At 38.1% G+C, this 24,412-nt stretch carries 19 protein-coding genes; 5 read left to right on the top strand and 14 right to left on the bottom strand.

Features of this window, described 5'->3' with window-relative positions; all coding sequences use genetic code 11:
* Positions 1 to 2: 2 nt before the first annotated feature.
* The 8 genes from BM361_RS04070 to BM361_RS04035 all read right to left on the bottom strand — a co-directional run bounded on the left by BM361_RS04070 (position 3) and on the right by BM361_RS04035 (position 9,833).
* On the bottom strand, positions 3 to 1,229 hold the full coding sequence (locus BM361_RS04070) for a UDP-N-acetylglucosamine 1-carboxyvinyltransferase (protein ID WP_074977093.1): 1,227 nt from the start codon (positions 1,227 to 1,229) through the stop codon (positions 3 to 5).
* A gap of 52 nt (positions 1,230 to 1,281) precedes the next feature.
* The gene (gene rfbD, locus BM361_RS04065; protein WP_074977091.1) at positions 1,282 to 2,127 is read right to left on the bottom strand and encodes a dTDP-4-dehydrorhamnose reductase; all 846 of its coding nucleotides are present in this window, start codon (positions 2,125 to 2,127) and stop codon (positions 1,282 to 1,284) included.
* Positions 2,120 to 2,692: a dTDP-4-dehydrorhamnose 3,5-epimerase gene (gene rfbC, locus BM361_RS04060; protein ID WP_074977089.1), complete on the bottom strand. Its 573-nt coding sequence runs from the start codon at positions 2,690 to 2,692 to the stop codon at positions 2,120 to 2,122. Before rfbC ends, rfbD begins: the two co-directional genes overlap by 8 nt.
* Before the next feature lie 242 nt (positions 2,693 to 2,934).
* Positions 2,935 to 3,816 carry a glucose-1-phosphate thymidylyltransferase RfbA gene (rfbA, locus tag BM361_RS04055; protein ID WP_074977087.1) on the bottom strand — a complete coding sequence of 294 codons (882 nt, stop codon included), beginning with the start codon at positions 3,814 to 3,816 and terminating at the stop codon, positions 2,935 to 2,937.
* A gap of 82 nt (positions 3,817 to 3,898) precedes the next feature.
* Positions 3,899 to 4,942, bottom strand: coding sequence for a dTDP-glucose 4,6-dehydratase (gene rfbB, locus BM361_RS04050; RefSeq protein WP_074977085.1), 1,044 nt, complete (start codon positions 4,940 to 4,942; stop codon positions 3,899 to 3,901).
* Between the two features lie 6 nt (positions 4,943 to 4,948).
* Positions 4,949 to 5,947 (bottom strand): SDR family oxidoreductase, encoded by a 999-nt coding sequence (locus BM361_RS04045; RefSeq protein WP_074977389.1) that lies wholly within the window; start codon positions 5,945 to 5,947, stop codon positions 4,949 to 4,951.
* Between the two features lie 71 nt (positions 5,948 to 6,018).
* Positions 6,019 to 7,410 carry a nucleotide sugar dehydrogenase gene (locus BM361_RS04040; RefSeq protein WP_074977083.1) on the bottom strand — a complete coding sequence of 464 codons (1,392 nt, stop codon included), beginning with the start codon at positions 7,408 to 7,410 and terminating at the stop codon, positions 6,019 to 6,021.
* Between the two features lie 1,076 nt (positions 7,411 to 8,486).
* A complete protein-coding gene (locus tag BM361_RS04035; protein ID WP_074977081.1) occupies positions 8,487 to 9,833 on the bottom strand; it encodes a capsule assembly Wzi family protein in 1,347 nt (448 codons plus the stop codon).
* A gap of 716 nt (positions 9,834 to 10,549) precedes the next feature.
* On the opposite strand from BM361_RS04035, the gene BM361_RS17035 reads away from it, so the two are divergent.
* Positions 10,550 to 10,696, top strand: a complete 147-nt coding sequence (locus tag BM361_RS17035; RefSeq protein ID WP_217643754.1) for a hypothetical protein — start codon at positions 10,550 to 10,552, stop codon at positions 10,694 to 10,696.
* Positions 10,697 to 10,703: 7 nt separating this feature from the next.
* Here BM361_RS17035 and BM361_RS04025 read toward each other — a convergent pair whose 3' ends face one another.
* From BM361_RS04025 to BM361_RS04015, 3 genes are all read right to left on the bottom strand, one after another.
* Positions 10,704 to 13,103 carry a GumC family protein gene (locus tag BM361_RS04025; RefSeq protein WP_074977077.1) on the bottom strand — a complete coding sequence of 800 codons (2,400 nt, stop codon included), beginning with the start codon at positions 13,101 to 13,103 and terminating at the stop codon, positions 10,704 to 10,706.
* Between the two features lie 7 nt (positions 13,104 to 13,110).
* A complete protein-coding gene (locus BM361_RS04020) occupies positions 13,111 to 13,908 on the bottom strand; it encodes a polysaccharide biosynthesis/export family protein (protein WP_074977074.1) in 798 nt (265 codons plus the stop codon).
* Between the two features lie 951 nt (positions 13,909 to 14,859).
* Positions 14,860 to 15,399, bottom strand: coding sequence for an NADPH-dependent FMN reductase (locus BM361_RS04015; protein WP_074977071.1), 540 nt, complete (start codon positions 15,397 to 15,399; stop codon positions 14,860 to 14,862).
* Between the two features lie 251 nt (positions 15,400 to 15,650).
* Between BM361_RS04015 and BM361_RS04010 the strand changes: the two genes are divergently transcribed.
* Together BM361_RS04010 and BM361_RS04005 are read left to right on the top strand one after the other, a co-directional pair.
* A complete protein-coding gene (locus tag BM361_RS04010) occupies positions 15,651 to 17,384 on the top strand; it encodes a tetratricopeptide repeat protein (RefSeq protein ID WP_074977069.1) in 1,734 nt (577 codons plus the stop codon).
* Positions 17,385 to 17,922: 538 nt separating this feature from the next.
* Positions 17,923 to 18,660, top strand: coding sequence for a tyrosine-protein phosphatase (locus BM361_RS04005; protein WP_074977067.1), 738 nt, complete (start codon positions 17,923 to 17,925; stop codon positions 18,658 to 18,660).
* A 78-nt stretch (positions 18,661 to 18,738) separates the two neighbouring features.
* On the opposite strand, the gene lpdA is transcribed toward BM361_RS04005, so the two are convergent.
* From lpdA to BM361_RS03990, 3 genes are all read right to left on the bottom strand, one after another.
* Positions 18,739 to 20,145: a dihydrolipoyl dehydrogenase gene (gene lpdA / locus BM361_RS04000; protein ID WP_074977065.1), complete on the bottom strand. Its 1,407-nt coding sequence runs from the start codon at positions 20,143 to 20,145 to the stop codon at positions 18,739 to 18,741.
* Between the two features lie 129 nt (positions 20,146 to 20,274).
* A complete protein-coding gene (locus tag BM361_RS03995) occupies positions 20,275 to 20,775 on the bottom strand; it encodes an ankyrin repeat domain-containing protein (RefSeq protein ID WP_217643753.1) in 501 nt (166 codons plus the stop codon).
* A gap of 70 nt (positions 20,776 to 20,845) precedes the next feature.
* Positions 20,846 to 21,301, bottom strand: coding sequence for an Lrp/AsnC family transcriptional regulator (locus BM361_RS03990; protein ID WP_038264492.1), 456 nt, complete (start codon positions 21,299 to 21,301; stop codon positions 20,846 to 20,848).
* 217 nt (positions 21,302 to 21,518) lie between these two features.
* Between BM361_RS03990 and BM361_RS03985 the strand changes: the two genes are divergently transcribed.
* Together BM361_RS03985 and nhaC are read left to right on the top strand one after the other, a co-directional pair.
* Entirely contained in the window at positions 21,519 to 22,718 is a 1,200-nt protein-coding gene (locus BM361_RS03985) for an aminotransferase class I/II-fold pyridoxal phosphate-dependent enzyme (protein ID WP_074977063.1), read from the top strand.
* A 109-nt stretch (positions 22,719 to 22,827) separates the two neighbouring features.
* On the top strand, positions 22,828 to 24,339 hold the full coding sequence (nhaC, locus tag BM361_RS03980; RefSeq protein WP_074977061.1) for a Na+/H+ antiporter NhaC: 1,512 nt from the start codon (positions 22,828 to 22,830) through the stop codon (positions 24,337 to 24,339).
* Positions 24,340 to 24,412: the final 73 nt, after the last annotated feature.

Below are 24,412 nucleotides of genomic sequence, written 5' to 3'. Positions count from 1 at the left end.
ATCTATTTAATCAAATGTGCTAACTTTTCATTTAGATTTTCATAACCTCTTTGTATTTGCCAGGCATTTTCAATTATTGTTTCACCTTCTGCTGTCAATCCAGCGAGTAGTAATGATATACCAGCTCTCAAATCTAAGGCCTTTACTCTTGAACCAATTAATTGGGATCCTCCATGAATTTTCAATAAATCCCCTTCAACATCGTACTTCATTCCCATTTTGGATAATTCCTCAGCATAGCCATACCGTCCAGGAAAACGTAAATCAACTATTTTAGACTCTCCATTTGAACATGCTCCATAAACTGCAAATAGAGGTTGCATATCAGAATTAATACCTGGATATGGACCAGTACTTATTTCTATTGGATACGGAATTGATCCTCTAACAATCAATGAGTTTTCTCCTCTGTAATATTTCATACCACTTTCCCTTAAGTAAATAAGAGGTACTTCTAAATGTTCAAAAGGAAAATCTAATATTTCAACATCTCCTCCAGTTATTGATGCACCAATAGCCCAAGTTAAGGCTTCCATATTGTCTGGGATCGCCCTATGTTCCGTACCTTTTAATTTATCAACTCCATTTATTACAATACATTTTTGACCATGTACCACGATATTAGCCCCCATTTCATTTAGCATCTCAACTAAATCTATTATTTCAGGTCGAATATGTGGATTCCAAACTACAGTTTCGCCTATTGCTAGTGTTGCACAAAATATTGCGTTTTCGGTAGCACCCGTTGATCTTATGGGTAAGTATATATCCGCACCTTTCAATCGTCCATCTACCTTTGTGCATAAATAGCCATCTTCTTCCCAAACTTTTGCGCCTAATTGTTCTAACACTTGCACATGTATATCGTATTTCCTATCACCGAGTTTACACCCCCCTGGTAATGGTACTACCCCCTCACCGAACCTGGAAGTTAGACAGCCTAAAATTAAAAGTGAGTTACGAATAGACCTTTCACCCCATTTTAATTGTGGAATTAACTTTTGCTCTGTAATTTTCAAATATCCATCCCTAACTTCACAACTTTTGCCCATTCTTTCTAACATATCTATATGCACTTGTATATCCAACAAGCCATTTGGACAATTAAATATTTCAATGGGTTCGTCAGTAAGAACTGAAGCTGATAAAAGTTTAAGAGCATTATTTTTAGCTCCACTAACTTTTACAACTCCATTTAAAACGCTTTTTGAGACAGTAATATTTTCCATATTTTTTTTACTTAGTGAGATTGAAATCTAGTACAAAACTAATTTTATTCTTTTATAAATAATTCTTAAGTGCATCTTTCCAGTTAGGAATCATTAGTTTAAAATCCTTTTTAATTGACTCCTTATCCAATACCGAATAATACGGCCTTGGCGCTGGAGTTGGGAATTGTTCGGTAGGTATTGGGTCCACCACACAATCTAAACCTTTAATAATCATTATTTCCTTAGCAAAATCATACCAGGAACATACCCCTTCATTACTATAATGATACGTTTTAATTGTATTATTATTTAATTGTGGTATAATTTGTAAAATTGCCTCCGCCAGATTCCGGGCATAGGTTGGGGTTCCAACCTGATCAACAATAACTTTCAAAACATCACGCTCCTTCCCCAAACGCAACATGGTTTTTACAAAATTATTTCCATAGGAAGAATACACCCATGAAGTTCGGATAATAATACTATCAGAGGGATTTATTTGCTTCATTACCTGTTCACCTGCAAGTTTGGTTTTACCATATACATTAACAGGATCTACCGGGTGATCGGGCTTATAGGGCTTGTAATGTTTACCGTTAAACACATAATCAGTAGAAATATGTATCATTTTTACTCCGTGCACCTTGCATGCCTCCGCCAAATAACCAACCGCTGTATGATTAATTAAATCTGATAAATCCTTTTCTGATTCAGCCTTATCAACAGCAGTATAAGCCGCACAGTTGATCAATACATCAAGTGTATTTTGCTCAAAAAAGGCATCAATCGCCTCCCTATCTGTAATGTCCAACTCATCTCTATCCGTAAACAGAAAAGTGTCGACGCTTCCTTTTGATAATACCCTCAATTCAGAACCCAATTGCCCTGAAGCTCCCGTAACCAATATCTTACTCATACAAACTCATTTCAAAATCAAAAAGATCAGCATTCTTTAACAATGGCTGTTTAGTGTCTTTGTCCGATAATTGTAATATATTGTTAGACAGTTGCCAGTCGATTGCTAATGCCGGATCGCTAAATAATATTCCCCTATCATTTTCCGGACTATAGTAATTATCAACCTTATATGCAAAAACTGCTTCCTCGCTCAAAACAACAAAACCATGAGCAAAACCACGAGGCACTAATAATTGTCTTTTATTTTCTTCCGACAACTCCACAGCTACATGCTGTCCAAAAGTTGGGGACCCTTTTCGTATATCTACGGCTACATCCAAAACACTTCCACCAATTACCCTTACTAACTTAGTTTGAGCAAAAGGAGCTAACTGATAATGCAAGCCTCTTAATACTCCCTTGGAAGATTTGGATTCGTTATCCTGACAGAAATTAATTTTATAACCTAAAAACTCGGTTAATAGATCTTCTCTGAACGTTTCTGTAAAATAGCCTCGATGGTCACCAAATACTTTTGGTTCGCAGATAATAACATCGGGGATTTGAGTTCTTATAAAGTTCATTTTCTCTCTTACGTTTATTCATTTCTTTGCTCGCCCAAAGAAACGAATCAAAGAAAAGGCATCTTTTCCAAGGAAATTCAGTCAAAACAAACTTGATAATAGTATTAAGCTTATTTGAAACTGACTGAAACGATTTGTAAACTCCGCGTTTCACTATGCTCCGCTGAATATCAGAGCTTTACCAAATCTTTCCTGCGGAAAAGGAATATTTTTTCATAAATTATTTAAACTAGCAACTTTTATTATCTCTTTTTCTCAGCTCTTTTTAATAAATATTGTCCGTAGCCGTTTTTCTTTAAAGGTTCGGCCAAGGCCTTTAGTTGTTCTTTTGTGATATACCCTTTTTCAAAAGCAATCTCCTCCAAACAGGCTATTTTCAAACCCTGTCTTTTTTCTATAGTATGGATATAATTTGAAGCCTCCAACATGGATTCATGTGTACCGGTATCTAGCCAGGCATAGCCTCGTCCCATTAACTCTACTTTCAGATTACCTTGTTTTAAATAGGCTTCGTTAACCGATGTAATCTCCAGTTCTCCCCTGCCACTCGGCTTTACATTTTTAGCAATTCCCACCACCGAATTAGGGTAAAAGTACAAGCCAACCACAGCATAGTTACTCTTAGGTTCATTAGGCTTTTCTTCAATACTGGTTACATTACCAGCTTCATCAAATTCAGCCACTCCATAACGTTCAGGATCGTTCACATAATAACCAAACACAGTTGCCTTTCCTTCTTGTTCTACATTTTGTACAGATTGCTTTAATAAATCCGTAAAACCATGTCCGTAAAAAATATTATCTCCTAACACCAAACACACATCATCATCTCCTATAAACTCCTCACCTATAATAAAAGCTTGAGCCAATCCATCCGGATTGGGTTGTTCTTTATAACTAAACTTCATCCCCAAGTTTTTACCATCACCTAATAACTTCTCAAAACTCGGTAGATCTTGTGGTGTGGAAATGATTAAAACTTCTCGAATACCCGCTAACATCAATACCGATAAAGGATAATAAATCATTGGCTTATCATAAACATTCAATAGTTGTTTAGATACGCCTTTCGTAATCGGATACAGCCTAGTACCGGAGCCGCCGGCTAAAATGATTCCTTTCATGGTTTTAACAGGTTTTGATTTTTTGTTAATTATCGATACATTATTTTTCGTTCCTCATAAAATCACTTATCGTGATAATAGACTATTGATATTGCTTTTTGTAATAGTCTTGATACGCTCCTGAAGTTACGTGTTGTAACCACTCTTCATTAGCTAAATACCAATCTATAGTTTTATCAAGGCCTTCTTCAAAGGTTACCGATGGAGCCCACCCCAACGCTTTATTGATCTTTGAAGCATCGATCGCATATCGCAGATCGTGTCCTGGCCTATCTTTTACGTAAGTGATAAGCCTTTCAGAATTTCCTTCTTCTCTCCCCAACTGTTGATCCATCAGTTTACAAAGTAATCGCACTAAATCGATATTCTTCCACTCATTAAAGCCACCAATATTATAAGTTTCATGATTACTTCCTTTATGAAAAACTAAATCAATAGCTCTGGCATGGTCAATTACATACAACCAATCGCGAGTATAATTCCCATCTCCATAAACAGGAAGCGATTTATTGTTAATTATATTATTAATAAACAAGGGTATCAACTTCTCGGGAAAATGATTCGGTCCGTAATTGTTTGAACAATTCGAAATCACATAAGGCATTCCGTAAGTCTCCCCATATGCTCTTACAAAATGATCGGAGCTAGCCTTAGAAGCAGAATAGGGCGAATTTGGATCATAAGGGGTAGTTTCAGTAAACAATCCTGTGTTCCCCAAAGTTCCATAAACTTCATCAGTACTTACGTGATAAAAACGCTTACCTTCCCAATTGTCATTCCAAAGATTTTTAAAGGCATTTAAAAGCACCATAGTGCCCAATATGTTGGTTTTAGCAAAAGCCAAAGGATCAGTTATAGATCGGTCGACATGACTTTCAGCTGCTAAATGAATAACCCCTTCAAACCTATGTTCCTCAAATATTGTATTAATAAAAGATTCATCTGTTATATCTCCTTTTAAGAAAGAATAATTGGAGCTCTGTTCAATATCCTTGAGGTTTTCTAAATTACCTGCATATGTAAGAGCGTCTAGATTAAAAATATGATATTCGGGATAATTATTTACAAATTGTCTTATAACATGTGAACCAATGAATCCAGCTCCTCCAGTGATTAAAATTTTCATAACAAACTATTTTAAATTATCCTTATACCAACTCACAGCTTCCTTAATACCTTCTTTAATAAAATGAGAAGGTCTATACCCCATTAACCTTTCGGCTTTTTCAACAGACGCCAAGGAATGTGGGATATCTCCAATTCTATTTGGACCGTGCTTTACCTCGACAGAGGCAATTTTTTTATCATATTCAGATAAATATATTTTCAAATATTGTGTCAACTCCAACAGTGTAGTTCTATCTCCAACTGCTGTATTATAAACCTCATTCATGGCATTTTTATTGTCCGTTGTAATAGCCAATAAATTCATTTGAAGCACATTATCAATGTAAGTAAAATCACGGGAATACGTACCATCCCCATTAATGATCGGACTCTCATGGTTCATCAATTGTTTTACAAATAAAGGTATTACTGCTGCATAGGCTCCATGGGGATCTTGACGGCGCCCAAATACATTAAAATAGCGCAAACCAATTGTATTCAAACCATAGGTTTTATAAAAATTTTCGGCATATAACTCGTTTACATATTTGGTAATTGCATAAGGCGACAACGGTTTCCCTATGTTTTCCTCAATTTTTGGTAAAGCTTCTGAATCACCGTATGTAGAACTACTTGCAGCATACACAAAACGTTGTACACCTGCATCTCTTGAAGCCACTAACATGTTCAAAAAACCACTTACATTAACTTCATTTGAAGTAACAGGGTCATTAATAGATCTCGGAACCGAACCTAAAGCAGCCTGATGCAATACAAAGTCAACATCCTTGCATGACTTATTACAAACTTCTAAATTTCGTATATCTCCTTCAATTAACATGAAATTACCATTCCCTAAAAATGGTTCTATATTATGACGGTGACCTGTAGCAAAATTGTCGAGGCAGGTAACTTTAGCACCTATTTCTAACAAGACTTCACAAAGGTTACTACCAATAAACCCAGCACCTCCGGTAACAAGTACTTTTTTATCTTTTAGTATTTTGAATTTATGCAAATCCATATTTATTTTCAACTTCTAATTTGTTCTCGTTACATTTTTGCTATTGCAAAAACACTCCAACTAATATTATGCTATAATTTTGCACATGCTTTATCTCCCATAATGCCTTTTACATCATAAACCACCGCATTATCATTCTTTAAAGCATCTAAATCTAAATCCAAAAACTCTTTGTGGGCCACGGTTAAAACTATGGCGTCGAATTTTTGACTATATGATTCTAAAATCTGTATTCCATTCTTATCTGATACTTTTTGCCCACTCCCAGAACTTCTTCCCATTACGGCTTCGACAGGCTCAGCCTCACAAGCATTTATTTCCTTAAGAGATTTAACTGTGTTTAATCCATATTCATGCATTACTTCTTCAGGATTTGCCCATGGATCATAAATCGTTACCTCTGTACCAAAATCTTCCAATTGTTTCACAACATCTACCACTCTGGTATTTCTCACATCCGGACAATTCTCTTTAAATGTCACTCCTAACACAAGAACCTTAGCACCTTTCACCTTTAGATCGTTCTGCAACATCAATTTCACCACTTCACTCCCTACATAGGCGCCCATAGAATCATTCATTCTACGTCCGGCTAAAATAATCTCTGGATGATACCCCACCTCTTGTGCCTTTTGTGCTAGATAATACGGATCTACACCAATACAGTGCCCTCCTACCAAACCTGGCTTAAAGGGTAAAAAATTCCATTTGGTGGCTGCCGCTTTTAAAACCTCATTAGTATCAATTTCTAATTTGTTAAAAATCTTAGCTAACTCATTCACAAATGCAATATTAATATCACGTTGACTATTTTCTATCACCTTTGCTGCCTCAGCTACCTTGATAGTGGGTGCCTTATATGTACCCGCAGTAATAACCGATTTATATAATTGATCTATTACTTCTGCAGCCTCAGGAGTAGATCCCGAAGTTACTTTTAAAATATTACTCACAGTATGTTCCTTGTCTCCAGGGTTGATACGCTCGGGAGAATAACCTGCATAAAAATCTTGGTTAAACTTTAAACCACTTACTTTTTCTAATATCGGCACACATTCATCCTCAGTTACTCCAGGATATACGGTAGATTCATACACCACTATATCTCCCTTTTTGAGCACCTTACCAACTGTTTCCGAAGCCCTTATTAAAGGCATTAAAACCGGACGGTTATTTTTATCAGTAGGTGTTGGAACAGTTATAATATAAATATTAGAGCCTGTTATATGATCAATATTGGTAGTAGGCAAAAGACCTTCCTGGTCTGTATTAATGCAACTCAAAACTTGTTGAAGTTTTTCATCTTCAACTTCAAGCGTAGAATCCTTACCTTCCAATAATTCCCTTATACGCCTCTCATTAATATCAAATCCTATTGTTTTATACTTTTTAGCAAATTCAACTGCTAACGGAAGCCCTACATAACCGAGCCCCACTACTGTAATATTTAAATTTTGATTCATTAAAATGAGCTATTCCTTTTGAGTAATTATTAATTTTTTATAACTAAAACCACTTAGCTATCAAGAATAAAACAACGGCTACCTCTTCATTCTCCTCACTTAACTTTAAACGCTGTTTCAAAACAGCGTCAAAACTACATAATATTTCAGAAATCTTGTAGGGGAAACCGTAATATTTATAGTGTGTTATTAACAAGGTGGGGTTAAATTGTTAATGAGTGATGGAGTTATGATGTTATGGGGTTATGATGTTATGGGGTTATGGGGTTAGGGAGATATAATGGTGATTGGGTTGAACTGTTAGGTTTGATTGCTGAAGTGTAGCGCATGATTTTAGTTTTCCTTTAACTTCTGTTCATTCATTTATCTTCTGTTCATTTTTTGCTTGATAAAAAAACGAACCAAAAAAATCAAGCCTTGGGTTTTCGACGATCCACTAGTTTCTTAGTCGCTAAACCACCCGAACTCACCACGCTTAGGCGCCATTCTGCCCCTGGCGCCGGCTGGCTCCTTCGCTAAATTAGTTCACCGAACTAATTTTTTACGCTCGGCCCTCTAATAAAATTTTTAATGAAGTTCAGCATTATATTATAGTTTCGTCTATCAAAATTTCGTGTTATGATGCTATCTTGTTATTGAGTAATGAAGTTGGAAGGTTTTTGATTTACGATTGATCTCCATCAACAACACCCGCCTTAGGATGTGGCAAAATATTTAGTGAGTTAAATGACTTTTACTTTTTTTGCATTGCCAAAAAAAAGTAACAAAAAAAGTCTAGCCTGCATTAATTTCTATCACCCATTTTTTCCTGGCGCCGGCTGGCTCCTTCGCTAAATCAGTTCATCGAACTAATTTTTTACGCTCGGCCCTCTATTAAAATTTTTAATGAAGTTCAACACAAGAGCACTAGGGACATGTGAATGTCAATTTCGAGTTCCTTCTCTGATGGATTCCGTAATAAATACGGAATGATAATAGGTTAAACTCAACTTCCGCCTGCAATGGATTCCGTAACAAGTGCGGAATGACAGAGAAGTCTTGAATGACTACTTAGGACACCATGGATAGTTAATCTCTTAAAATCGTTTCACCATATGAAGACCTACTGCAAATTTAGGTTTGGAAACTTCAGCGAAATCTGAAGCCATGATGAATTTTAGATCTGCGAAATTGACCGGGATATTCAAATCAAAACGGGATGAAAATACATTTTTTCCTTCCTGTAAGATCTCTCCTCTTCTACGTAAACCATAATTTCGACTATAAGTCAACAACAAGCGGTAAGGTAACTGTTTTACACTACCTCCTATCCCGAGATGATGAGCTGTGAAACGATTGTTAACAATTCCAAACACGTCACCCCCAGTCAAAAATAAAGGAGAGCCAATAGTTTGCTGATTATACGACCACCCTGATAGATAAACGTAATTATTAAAATAATCATCCCCGGTACTCATAAAAGGAGCACCGTCACTATGGCTTTTCATATAATAGTATTCATACAGCACGTTATGAACTAAGCCAATAGGTTGCTTTTTTTCTAAATAGATACCATAACGGCCGTCTGGTAAGTTATTCAATTCACGTCCGGAACGGTCTTCAAAGATATTATTCCAAAACAGCTCCATATTAAAGCTGTCGTAGTGCTTCTTAAAACGGATTCGGTATGACCCAATAGAATTTCCTAAGGCATTGATTTGATCCCCTTCTACAGCTCCCTCTCCACCGGATGAACCCGTAATGATCTTTAAATAATCCTTAAATCTGGCAGGTAAAGCTCCATTCACCGGATGGGTTCCTGCCCATTGTGCTACATGCTCCAAACCTACAGACAATTCCGTCTGTGGATTGAAACGATAAACAAAAGTCAAGCCTTTGCTATGTACCCGCGCGTTATCAACGTAGCGTTCATCATCCATTAAATATTCCCCCCAATACGCATCGAATAATAACTTCTTTGAGCGGACCAAAGCAATCGGTTCCGAAGTATATGCATACATTCCCGGCATTGGCCGTGCATTGTCACTCCACAAAATACTTTCTCCACTAGTCGATAATCCACCATAGGTCATTGGGCGTTGCTTCTTTCCTCCAATCACCCCAAACCATTGGTTTTGGTATTGGGCATACCAGCTATCTACTCTTAACACCGGGGCTGCAGCGTCATTGAATAATATTCCGCCTCCGGCTTCTAAAAATGATTGTTCTCCCAGTCTATGCTGTACCCTCGCTTCCGCTAAACCAATTGCTCTTGTATCGGGTTCCATTCTTCCGTAGGTATTGGATACCATCCAGAAAGGAAGAGAATCACGAACCGATGCATAACCACCGAGTTCTATTCGGCCGGAGATTTCTGTGTTTTGAGCATTAGATAGTATTGGCAGGGTTATAAGTAGTACAACTAACTGAAACTTATAGTTCATATGTATTTTTTGAGCTGAATATTATTATTTTCATTAAAACAACGCAAGATATACTACTTCCGTATTTCTCTTCTGTTTTAAAGACATCAAAAGTAAGTATAATTTTACTTTTCTTCTTCTCTATTCTCTTGGATTTTTTTGGGGGTGTTTGGCACTATTTTTAAACGGTGATTCTATAGGTTACCCATCAAGAATGGATTCCGTAATAAATACGGAATGACATGGAGGATGATTTGTTTTTTTTCAAATGGATTCCGCAATGAATGCGGAATGACTCATCAAACTAAAAAATCTTTATTCATTTTTTTATTCGACAGCTATTCCACTTTTTCAATAGGTTCTCATGATATGTTAAATAGTTCCCTGATAAAGAATGAACAAGACATAATAATATTAATATCAATTATTATTATTCATCCTTTTTTTTCATTGATAAAAAAAAGGATCAAAAAAAATCTAGGCTGACGAAAGTTTACCGAAATTGTTTGTTCGAACACTAAATTTTAGGAACTCGCTACGCTCAGACAGCCTAAAATTTTACGTTTATCTTACCGCCAATTTAATGGAAAACCTTCGTAGGCCGTTTAAATATATTTATGACATAAGTATGTTTTTTTCTGATTCTAATTCCTCTTGTTATAGATTCCGTAACAAGTACGGAATGACATGGGAGGATTTTAACTCACTTCTTTAATGGATTCTGCAACAAGTACGGAATGACATACTCTAATTCAGATCCCGTTACAGATGGATTCCGTAACAAGTACGGAATGACAAAGAATAATGAATTCTGCAACGGGTATGAAATGACAGATAGAAATAAAAAAAGCCTGCTAGAAGCAGGCTTTTATGTCTATTATTAAATCACAATTATGATCTAATGAACACTTTCTTGATCTTGGTTAACATACTATCCTTTTCACCTCCATAGTTGTAACCATATTTGTTACCATAACCGAAGTTCGCCATACTTACATCATTCAAGACCATGGCTACTTTATCCAGTTTCTTTTGCTTGATGGTATCTGCAACGAAATCAGTAAACTTACTTTCTGCATAGCCGGAACGCATTACATATACCGTTACATCTGCATATTTGTTAATTAGGAAGGTATCGGTAACTAACAGTAGCGGTGCTGAGTCGATCACTACATAGTCATAACGCTTTTTCAATTCTTCAAAAAAGACGCCTATTTTTTCACCCATTAACAATTCAGCCGGGTTTGGTGGAATACTTCCAGAAGATATCATATCTAGATTGGACTTCAATCCTGATGGATTGATGATCTCATCTAGCTCTATATCTTCATTATATAAATAGTTCGACAAGCCGGTCTGGCGCTTGTTATGCTGTATGTACTGCTTTAACTGTGGATTACGTAAATCTGCCCCGATCAAGACTACCTTCTTTTTGGTATCTGCTAAGGTTACCGCTAAGTTTGAAGAAACCAATGACTTCCCCTCTCCTTTGGTGGTAGAGGTTACCAAAATCGTTTTAGCACCATCTTCCTTGTGGTGGTTCACAAACATATATTGTAAGTTCGTACGAAGGATACGGAAAGCTTCCGCCAAAACGGAACGATCGTCTTCTGCAATCGTTTTATCTTCTTTATCTCCTAAACTTGGCAACTCTCCAATAATCGGTAAGCTAGGTAAGGCACGTTCAATATCTTTACGGGTTACGATCTTATTATTCAACACATCTCCCACATAGATCACCAAGAACGGTATTAACAGGCCCATTAAGAAGGCTCCACCCAACACAATCATTTTCTTTGGCGCTACCGGTTTAATGGTGCTATTGGCATAGTCTACGATCTTCGCTTTCGGAGCGGTTACTGCCATGTTAATGGATGCCTCTTCACGCTTTTGCAATAAATATAAATACAGAGCTTCCTTAATACTCTGCTGTCTTTCAATTCCTCGGAATTCCTTTTCCTTACCTGGAACTTTGGCAATCTTATTATCCATCACCGCTTCCTGACGTCTTAAGTCGCTCATCGCAATGCGCAAGCCAGTCTTTTGGGTTTCCAAGCCATTTAACACCGTGGAACGTAACTGATCGATCTGACTGTTAATATTCTTAACTACCGGGTTTTTCTCGGAAGAGTTCTTCAGCATTTCATTATGCTCAATCACCAAGGTATTATAGGTATTGATGAGCTCTGCCATACCCTTACTTTCTTGTCCGCTTAGATTGGTCGGTAAGAGTTTTGAATTATCTCCTTCTTTTAAATAGGCAATCATGGTATTTGTCACCTCCATCTGGGTAGCCAATTCCAGGTGTTGCTTGGTAACTTCATTCACATTCTCCAAAAATAACTCCGATTCAGCCTCTATATTAGTAAGTTTATTTTCAGTTTTAAAGGCTACCTTATCCGTTTCCACCGAATCCAACTCACTCCCTATAATCTTTAAACGCTCATCTATAAACTCAGCGGTATTCTTAGACACCAGATTGTTATCAATAATAGCGTCTTCATTGTACTGGTTTACCAACTCATTGAGAATATCCTGTGCCTTTCGCTTCAATGGATGCTCCAAGGCTAAATTGATCACTGTCGCATTTTTATCTGCCAAACTCACTTGAATCGATTCTTCCAAACTAATCGCTGCGCCTTCAATGGTAGAGAAATTAACTAAAAAGCGATTCGATTCCACCATTAATTGTTTTTTCTTGACAATATTAGGCACTACCATGATCTCAGCAAAAGGCAAGATAATTTTAGAACCTAACTGGTAGGTTTGCTCTTGTTCTCCATTATCTATATTTACCTCCTTATCATTGATCAAGCTGAACACATAAGGCTCCTCAGGCATCACCTCCGCCAGGTTTACCTGATCATTATATCTCAACACCTTAACATAGAAAGGGATATTGTTATAAACCTCATTCGTCTTAATACCATCTTCCACATAATAACTCACATTAAGACCTAACTCTTCTACTACTTTTTGCAGCAAGCGTTTCGACTTCATGATCTCAATCTCATTCTCTACGCTGGCACCTCCCATACCGCCTAAAACACCTATATCCTGGAGCGCTGATAATTGGGAGCCCATGCCGCCTTTATCTTCTTCTTTGATTACAATACTGGCCTCTGTACGGAACACTGGGGTCGCATATTTTAAGTAAAAGAAAGCCACCACTACAGATACAAATACACCCATAGCAAACCATTTCCAATGACGCAGGTATTTTTCTACCAGGTCTCTTAAATGGATATCGTCTTCGAACTGATCGTCTAAATAAACAGGTTCTTTACTCATAAGTTCTTTACTTGGTAATTAAAATAGCTATGGAAATCAATACCGAAGCTACCGAAATAAAAATGGGGATGTTACGGTTATAAGCGGATGCCTGCATCTGCGCCTTGTTGGGTTCTATATACACAACATCATTCTGTTGTAAATAATAATAGGGCGAATCGATAAAATCACTTTTAGTTAGATCAAGGTAGGCATATTTTTTTATTCCTTCTGTTTCTCTGATGACCAAAACATTATCACGACGGCCATAGATTGTCATATCCCCAGCTAACGCCAAAGCCTCCGGCAAAGTAATTCGTTCGTCTTCGATTTGATACGAACTGGGCATTTTTACCTCACCTAAGACAGATATTTTAAAATTATCAATCCGTACATTAATGATCGGGTTGTTCACATATTCAGAAATACGGGTCTTCAATAACTCAATCAACTCCTGACGGGTCAACCCTGCCACATGTAATTGTCCCAAGACCGGGAAATCAATATTCCCTTTGTTATCGACTAAATAAGATTGCAAACGTTGTTGACCATTAATACTTCCAGTCATATTCGGAGCAGCTGTAACCGGTAAATTAAAAGGCTGTACCAGTTTTAGATCCATCTCTGTAGCACCTGATGGAGACACCGTTATGTTTAAAAGGTCGTTGTTCTCAATAACGGTTGTGTAATAATTTGGGGTGGTATTCCCGTCGATACGCTCCATATTCTGGAAATAGGCCAGTTTCTGTCGCGATACGCAGGAAGATAAAATTAATGCGACTAAACCACAAATCACACCAATTTTCATCGTATTGCTTTTGATCATTTGAATTAAATTTCGGCAAATATAAAGAATGCTTTTAAAAATCAATAACGGCGTATAGGTTATTTTCTTACGTGACGCAGAGCAAAAGTTCCTTTTTTTATGGTTTTAGGCTTAAAGTTAATAAGTTAGTGAATAAGTTTTCGGTTTTGTACTGTTGATAAAACCGTTTTTAATATTTGTAAACTTAAAGTCCAGGGATTCCTCAATAAGCATGGATTCCGTAACAAGCACGGAATGACATAGGAGGAGCATTCGGGTTCATTTAGACATGGATTCCGCAATAAATGCGGAATGACAGACAAATTCGGAATGACAAACTAAAAAATCAATTTATCCAAATCATCCAATGCGCCAGCTCGCCCCATCGCTAAATCAGTCCACTGGACTAATTTTAAACGCTTGGTCGGCCCTTTAGGGGTGCAGGGGGCAAGGAATTGTTTGCGCCATTACAAATGGATTTCGTAATAAATACGGAATGACATAAGATCGCATTTTCAAATTCTGACTTCTCCTTCTCGTGGATTCCGCAACAAGTGGGGAATGACTCATCAAACTAAAAAATCTTTATTCATTTTTTTATTCGACAGCTATTCCATTTTTTTAATAGGTTCTCATGATGTGTTAAATAGTTCCCTGATAAAGAATGAACAAGACATAATAATATTGACATTGATATCAATTATTATTATTCATCCTTTTTTTTCATTGATAAAAAAAAGGATCAAAAAAAATCTAGGCTGACGAAAGTTTACCTAAATTGTTTGTTCGAACACTAAATTTTAGGAACTCGCTACGCTCAAACAGCCTAAAATTTTACGTTTATCTTACCGCCAATTTAACGGAAAACCTTCGTAGGCCGTTTAAAAATATTTATGACATAAGTATGTTTTTTTTCTGATTCTAATTCCTCTGGTTATGGATTCCGTAATAAACACGGAATGACAGGAATGACTAGAACTCCAGGGCGAAAAGAAAGTCTTGTAATCGCTCGTGGTGATCTGTTTTATATGGTTCTTCGGTTATGCCCTCTTCTTTAGAGAAAAAATGATTGAAGGAAGGTAGCGAAAAGGTGGTTATAATTTCTGCGCCAAAACGGGGTAAGAGATCTTTGGTGACCGCCAGTGAACCGGCACCACCTCTTCTGCCCGGAGAGGTACTCATTAAAAAGACCCTTGTATCTTCCAGAAAATCTCTGTCTACCCTCGATAACCAATCGATAAGGTTTTTGAAATACGCGGACGGATTTCCGTTGTGTTCGTTTACTGATAAAATCAAGGCATCGGCTTTCTGAATTTCATCCTTTAATTCCAATAATGAATTCTTATAACCTTCCTCCCGCTCCAGATCTTCACTGAATAACGGAAAAGGCATCTTACTCATATTAAGTACCTGGACATCATACCCTTCTATTAAAGAAACCGTATGCTGGATCAATTGAAAATTCTTGGAGGTGGAAGAATTACTTCCGGCAAAAGCTAAGATTTTTATCATGGTTGTCGTTTCCAAAGTTGGTTAATGGCTATTAACAAATATAACTAACAGGCTTGAGATATCATACCTATTTTATTTTTCACCCCTTATTATAACCGGCCGGAACCCTTTATTTTAGGCATTATTACAATCTACACCCCGTTTGAAACAAAAAATTTTTGATATAAAAATTTAAAAATCAATTGTTTATAACTTGTTAATAAATATTTTTTTGTAAATTTAAAAGACCTAACCAATCCAACTAAACCACTATGAAAAGAACGCCCCTATATATTATAGGTGTACTTTTCTTTTTACTTTCCTGTAAAAAAGAATCCAAGAGTAGTGAAGACGTAGCCACCGTCGAAGAACAGGTTACTTCCAAATACGGTTGTGCGCCTAAAACTACGGATGCGGATTGGTATACTACTAACAACAAAGCTCCACTTATTGAAGGCCTTGATGTTTTAAATTACCCGATTACCACCAAAAACGAAAAAGCTCAACAATACTTTAACCAGGGATTGGTATTAGCTTATGGATTCAATCATGCCGAAGCTGCACGATCGTTCTACTATGCTACCCAACTCGATCCGGATTGCGCCATGTGCTATTGGGGCTATGCCTATGTGCTTGGACCGAATTACAATGCCGGGATGGAGCCGGATAATTACGAACGTGCTTATAAGGCCATTCAAAAAGCTAAAGAACTAGCGGCTAATGCCTCTGCCAAAGAAAAAGATCTCATTGCTGCCCTAGCCGAAAGATATGTAGCTGAACCTATTGATGATCGTAGTCACCTGGATATCGCCTATTCGGACGCCATGAAGGAACTATACAGTAAATACCCGGAAGATCCTGAGATCGCCGCACTCTATGCAGAGTCGGTTATGGATCTGCATCCGTGGGATCTATATACCAAAGACGGGTCTCCTAAATCGTGGACCCCGGAAATAGTGGCATTGCTCGAAGATATAATGACAAAAAACCCAAACCATCCTGGCGCACATCACTTTTATATTCATGCCGTCGAGGCCTCTACCAACCCAGAAAGATCGCTTAAAAGTGCTGCTATGTTCGATAACGGACTTGTGCCAGGATCCGGACACCTGACCCATATGCCTTCGCATACCTACATTCGCACGGGGCATTACCATAAGGGAACAGTGGCTAATATTAATGCGGTAGCGGTAGACAGCGCCTATGTAACGGCTTGTCACGCCCAGGGAATTTATCCGCTAGCCTACTACCCGCATAATTATCACTTCCTGGCTGCTACGGCTACCCTTGAAGGGAATAGTCATTGGGCCATGGTAGGTGCTCAAAAACTGGCTGAACAAATTCATCCGGATATTATGAAACAACCGGAATGGTTCACGCTGCAACACTTTTATATGATACCGTATTATGTGGCCGTGAAATTAGGAAAATGGGATGATATCCTCGCCATGGAATTGGTTACAGATACCCTGAAATACCCTAATGCAGTACAAAATTACGCCAGAGGAATGGCTTATTTAGGAAAAGGGAATTTGGATGAGGCTAAGAAAGAACTGGCCGCTCTTAAGCTGAAAGCACAGGATGAATCGCTGGAAGATATGACCATCTGGGGCATCAACTCTATGTCTAACATAGTTCAAATTGCTGAAAAGGTTTTGGAGGCTGAACTTTTAGCTAGTGAAGAAAAATACGATGAAAGTATCGCCCTGCTTAAAGAAGCGGTAGCTATCGAAGATGCCCTGAATTACCAGGAACCGCCTGATTGGTTCTTTTCTGTTCGCCATCACCTGGGGGCTGTGCAAATTGAGGCGGGGGCTTATGAAGATGCCATAGCTACTTATGAAGAGGACTTGAAGGTACTCCCTAGAAATGGTTGGGCGCAACAGGGGATGAAACTGGCGTATGAAAAAATGAACAATAAAGATAAAGTGTCGGAGCTTGAAAAATTATTAGCAGATAGCTGGTCCACTGCCGATATTACGATAACAACATCAAGAATAAAATAAACCACTCGAAGAAAACTTGCGAGTATCAATAAATAAAAATTATTAATAATAAAGCGTATGAGAAGAGTAAATCAAACTGGACATGTATACATATTTTTAGATCCACTAAACAAAAAAATGTTCTCACACATCATGCCCAGTTTGATTTTTAAAAACATTTGGTAAACCTAGCCGTTTACCGGAATTTGAGTTAGTTAGTTTAGATTGAAAAGGAGGTGAGCACATCACCTCTTTTTTATTTAGATGCCACTTCTATCTAAAGGTTGCGTTCAAGATACGCACTTAATTTAAAAGCAAACCCATATTTATAACTTTAACATGTTCAAAGCTCCTATATGTTATTAACAATCAGGAAGCCAAATACCCTAAGCCATGGCGAGCTGATTTCACTATAACTTGGTTTATTTGTGTCGGATAGTTCATGCGTAAGGATTCTATGTTAATTCCTTAATCGTTCCATTTTTTCCAATTATCTTTGCGAAACTTTGAATGAAGATTTCCCCAAATCTATATTTTAAAACAACAAAACAAACATTTTATGCTATCGATATTTTCTTCAAAACATTTTGTTGCAGACCTGCTTGAGGATTTTACAGATATCCATTGTCACCTGTTACCATCTCTTGATGATGGTGCCAAGGACGTGAATGTAAGCCTCAAAATGCTCGAGCTCTATAAATCGCTTGGTTTTAAGAATATTATTGCTACCCCTCATATGATGGAGGACTACTATAAGTTGGATGCTCATAAGATCAATAATGCCCTGGAAACACTTTCATCGGACAAAAACTTTGATGACCATGGCATTCAAGTGATGGCTGCTGCCGAACATTTAATGGATCAGCAATTCATGAATATGACAGCCAACAAAACCTTGTTACCACTGAAAGGAAATACCGTTTTGGTTGAAACGGGATTTATTTCAAAACCGATGCAATTCGACGATATGCTTTTTGAAATGGGGAACCAGGGATATGAAATGGTCTTTGCTCACCCGGAACGCTATATGTATATCAGCGGACTAAAAAGTTATGAGCGCATTAAAGAAAGAGGATGTGCCTTTCAACTGAACATACTTTCGCTAAGCGGAAATTACGGATCGGGAGTGCAGAAAAAAGCAGAGCAATTGCTTTCGAACGGCATGATCGATTATATTGCTACCGATGCACACCACGAACGTCACCTTAAACAATTAAAAGAGTTGAAGGTTTCTAAGAAACTGATTCCTTATTTAGAGCGTGCAGTCATCAATACGAAACGTGATTTTGAGTTTTAAGACTCAATTATAAGAACCTTATAAAAAAAGGAGGTGAATATTCACCTCCTTTTTTATTTATGTTATACATCAATGCTTTTAAACATGCAATGGTCTGTTGTCTGTTGCCATTAAAGCAGCTTCTTTTACCGCTTCAGCATAGGTTGGATGCGCATGACTCATACGTGATATATCTTCAGCACTTGCACGGAATTCCATAGCGGTTACCGCTTCTGCAATTAAATCAGCTACACGAGCGCCTACCATGTGTACACCTAATACTTCATCAGTTTCAGCGTCGGCAAGGATCTTTACAAATCCATCGATATCCATACTGGCTCTTGCACGTCCTAAGGCACGCATCGGGAATTTCCCTGCCTTGTACTTCACCCCTGCTTCTTTAAGCTCAGCCTCGGTTTTCCCTACTGCTGCTACTTCCGGCCAGGTATAAACTACTCCAGGAATCAGGTTGTAATCGATATGTGGTTTTTGTCCTGCTAAGATCTCAGCAACCATTACTCCTTCTTCTTCCGCTTTATGTGCCAACATTGCTCCTTTTACCACATCTCCGATCGCATAGATATTAGAAACATTGGTCTGTAAATGATCATTTACTTCTACTTGTCCTCTTTCATTAAGCTTCACGCCTGCTTTATCTGCCTTCAAACCATCTGTATACGGACGTCTACCAACAGAAACCAAACAGTAATCAGCTTCAAACACTACTTCTTTACCTTTTTTGTCGTCTGCTTTTACGATCACCTTATCTCCGTCTCTGGTCACCTCTTTTACCTTATGACTGGCATTGATCTTAAAGCCTTGCTTTTTAAGAACCTTATTCAATTCTTTAGAAAGGTCTGCATCCATGGTAGGGATAATTCGATCCATAAATTCTACCACAGTTACCTCAGAACCTAAACGACGATACACCTGACCAAGCTCTAATCCGATTACCCCTCCACCAATTACTACAAGGTGCTTAGGGATCTCTTTTAACTTTAAAGCTTCCGTTGATGTTATGATACGTTCCTTATCGATTTCAATAAATGGAAGGGTCGACGGCTTCGAACCGGTAGCAATGATGATATTCTTAGCTTCTATCTGCTCCGTAGAACCATCATTTTTATTGATGTCAATGTGCGTAGCATCTGCAAAACTCCCCAGACCTTCGTACACATCAATCTTGTTTTTATCCATTAAAAACTTCACCCCTGATGATGTCTGCTCCACAACTGATTGCTTACGAGCGATCATTTTTTCAAGGTTCACTTTTACCTCACCCGGAATTTCAATACCGTGCTCTTCAAAGTGTTTAACAGCATCGTGATAATGATGAGAAGAGTCTAATAGTGCTTTAGAAGGAATACATCCAACATTTAAACATGTACCTCCAAGGGTTGAATATTTTTCAATGATAGCAGTTTTCATTCCTAATTGAGCGCAACGAATTGCTGCTACATACCCACCCGGACCTGAGCCAATTATGGCCACATCGTATTGGTTCATAATATATTTTGTTGTAAGTTTTAAACATTTAAAGAACTCATCTCATCTTTATTAGCAAAGATCAAACGAGTTCAAACCGGAAACAAAAATACAAATGTTTTACGGGACAGCCATAATGTTTACATTTTCTTAGTATAAAGTTACTTTTGTCCTGGTTAACCCTAAACCTTTAAGATATTTAACAAGCTCCTGATTTTCATCTCCTCCCCGCTCTGCATGATGCAATAGGGTAAATCCATGAGGTCCCAAAGCATGAAGGGTGTCGGGAAATAATTGAATCAATGACTTTACCACATCTAACTGTCCGAACAGGCATGCGGTAAATATATTGGTCTGGGCGCCACTAGCTATTAAAAAACTCACAATCTCTTTGTTTCCTACATGAGAAGCTGCCCCCAAAGCGGTTTCAAAATCACCTCTTTTCCAGTCATGAGCAGCGTTTAACAAGGTAGGATGGTTTGCTAACAAGACTTTAACCCGATCGATATCGGTATGAGCCTTCCCAACAAATTCTTTCACCAATAACGGATCTAACTTTTCATCAGTACCCTTCTGAGTACCCGCCCGCAAGGTCATAGCCGGAAATAAAGCCGTAACAATACCGGTTCTCATAAATTGTTTTCTATTCATAACGATTTACTTAAACTCTTAAGTTACGCTATTAATGAACAAGCTCCCGATTCCTTAACATAGTTTTAGGCTATACCTCCACAATGGTCGTATTCTTAACCTCTCCAATCGTGAAGATGCTGTGGGTACTTCCAATGTACTCTATCGTGGTTAATTTATTGATCATGAACTCCCGATAGGCATCCATATCGTCGACAACAATTTTCAGTATATAGTCATAATCACCACTTACGTGATAACACTCCAGCACCTCGGTAAGCTTTGCCACCTTTGCTTCAAATACTTTTATATAGTCACGTGAATGCTGAATGAGCTTAATATGACAAAAAACGGAAAACCCCTTGCGAACCTTGGCTCTGTCTACCAGCGCCACATAGCGATCTATCACCCCGTTACGCTCCAGCTTACGTATCCGCTCATAGATCGCAGTAACCGACAATCCTAACTTAACAGACAGCTCTTTGTTTGTTTTTTTAGCATCGGTTTGCAGCAACTTCAATAATTTTTTATCGGTGGCATCCAACATAGCTGAAATATTTTAATCGTTTCAAAACACTTTTATCAAAAATATGAATATATATCTACCATATTAATAATTTAAAGATTTATTTTCTAAATAACACACATACTATTGATTATTTAACCGATTTTAATTCAATTTGATGAAAAATAGATGCGTTAGCTCATCATAATTGGCCTCCGCATTATAAGACCTAATTATTGATCATTTTAAACACACACATATGAAATTCAAACCGGCAGATAAAATACAAGACTTACAATATTTTGGTGAATTCGGAGGGGTCAATCCATCGATTTCCGATTCTTCCACCTATACCTTTCTATCGGCAAAAACCATGTTCGATACCTTTGAAGGAAATACGGAAGGTTGTTACCTATATTCTCGTCACTCCTCGCCTTCTAACCTATACCTGGGTGAGGCTCTTGCGGCCATGGAAGGTACCGAAACAGCCAATGTTACCGCCAGTGGTATGGGAGCTATTACTGCCGTGATCATGCAGCTATGCGGCACAGGTGATCATATCGTTACCAGTCGAACTATATATGGGGGAACTTATGCCTTTATGAAAAACTTCCTGCCAAAGCTGAACATTAACACCTCCTTTGTTGATATCACTAAACTTGACACCGTTGAGGCGGCTATTACCCAGGAAACAAAAGTCTTGTACTGCGAAGCCATCAGTAATCCGCTTTTGGAAGTAGCAGACATTCAAGGACTTTCTGAAATTGCTAAAAAACATAATATTCCACTGGTTGTAGACAATACCTTTTCACCGCTTAATATCTCTCCGGCAAAACTTGGGGCAGATGTAGTAATCCATAGCTTAACAAAATTTATTAACGGAAGTAGTGATTGTGTCGGTGGTGTGGTTTGTGGTACTACCGAATTCTGTTTAAGCTTAAAAGACGTAAATGACGGAGCAGGTATGTTACTCGGAAGTACTATGGACAGCTACAGAGCAGCTTCTATTTTGAAAAACATGCGTACGCTACACATTCGTGTCAAAAAGCATAGTGAAAATGCTCATTACCTGGCAGAGCGATTCGAACAAGACGGTTTAAAAGTAAGCTATCCCGGTTTGAGCTCTCATCCGGGGCATACCCTCATGGAGAAACAAGTGAACAAAGAATATGGCTATGGAGGAATGGTCACCATAGATGTTGGCTCATTAGAAAAAGCTAATGACCTCATGGAACTTATGCAAGACAGAAACCTGGGCTACCTTGCTGTAAGTTTAGGTTTCTATAAGACTTTGTTCAGTGCACCCGGAACTTCAACTTCTTCTGAAATACCAGAGGAAGAGCAAGTAGAAATGGGACTTACCGATGGGTTGATCAGATTTTCTATCGGCTTAGATAACGATATAGAACGTACATATTCACTCATGAAACAATGCATGATTGAGTTGAATATTCTTTAGTTTAACACACACTAAAAACCAAGAGCCTGAAGAAATCTTCAGGCTTTTTTCTATTTGCAGAACATCAAATATTATTGTATAATTACGGCTTTATAATTTCGAAACATACATGGAAAGCAAAGACATAAAACCCCAAAAACCTCAAGACGAGGAAGTTATCACGAATAAGGAATTAAATATATGGGAAGCGTTAATTCCTGTCTTTGCACTTATCGGAATGCTGGCCTATAATGTTTTTGTCTATGGAGACGATGCATTGAGTGGTTCGAACCAATTTATTTTATTGATGGGAGGTGCTGTGGCTGCCATTGTGGGGTTCTTTAATAAGGTTCCTTATGACACCATGATCGAAGAGGTGGCGCAAAATGTGAAGTCTACCACCGGAGCCATCCTCATTTTACTCTTTGTTGGAGCCCTTTCCGGAACCTGGCTTATCAGCGGTATTATTCCATCGATGATCTATTACGGCCTTCAGATATTAAATCCGACTATTTTCCTTGCAGCCTGCGTAATCATTTGTGCGATCATTTCGATCGCAACAGGAAGCAGCTGGACCACCTCTGCTACCGTGGGTATTGCACTGATCGGAATTGGAGATGCTTTGGGAATCTCTTTAGGTATGACTGCCGGTGCTGTACTATCGGGTGCTTATTTCGGGGATAAGATGTCGCCTTTAAGTGATACGACTAACCTGGCACCTGCTATGGCCGGAACGGACTTATTTACCCACATCCGTTATATGTCACTTACCACTGTTCCCACCATTACCGTTACAATTATCATATTCATTATACTTGGATTCACCATTGATACATCGGGTGCACCGGACACGGCAGGGATACTAAGTTCTATAGAAGAATCTTTTTATATAACCCCATGGCTATTTCTGGTACCCGTACTGGTCATCTTTATGATTATAAGAAAAACGCAACCACTGATAGCCTTACTCATTGGTACTTTGTTAGGAGGCCTTTTTGCTATCATTTTCCAACCGGACGTAGTGGCTACAATTGGAGGTGGTGATCAGTTAAACTTTAGAAGTGCTTATGTTGGGATCATGAATTCCATGACGGTAGATACCGCTATCGAAACTACCAATGCAGATCTGAACGATTTGTTCTCGGCAGGTGGAATGTATGGTATGCTGGGCACCATCTGGCTTATTATATGTGCCATGGTTTTTGGTGGTGTCATGGAAGCAATTGGAGCACTAAGCAAAATAACAGAGGCATTATTGAAATTATTTCATACCACTTTTGGATTGTTTGCAAGTACAGTAACCTCTTGTCTTGCTCTAAATGCCACTGCCTCTGATCAGTATCTGGCTATTGTAGTACCTGGTAAAATGTTTGCACAGGCCTATAAAGACAAAGGACTGGCGCCTGAAAACTTAAGTAGAACGCTTGAAGATTCAGGAACCGTAACGTCAGTATTAATACCCTGGAATACTTGCGGAGCCTACCATAGTAAAGTTTTAGGGGTTGACACCTTCGCCTTTGCAGGTTATGCCTTCTTCAACTACCTGAGTCCGTTTATGACCTTACTCTATGCGGCTTTGAATATTAAAATAAGAAGGCTGGCTGGACAAAAAGAGGCTAAACTCGAAGATGTGCTTTCATAACTGTAAACTATCTGATTTTCAGACTCCATATACAAAACTTATAATTAAATAAGCGAATACAATTCAAAAAGGT

Origin of the sequence: Zhouia amylolytica (genome assembly GCF_900116365.1) — a bacterium.
Lineage (GTDB): Bacteria > Bacteroidota > Bacteroidia > Flavobacteriales > Flavobacteriaceae > Zhouia > Zhouia amylolytica.
This window is presented reverse-complemented; position numbering and strand designations above follow the sequence as displayed.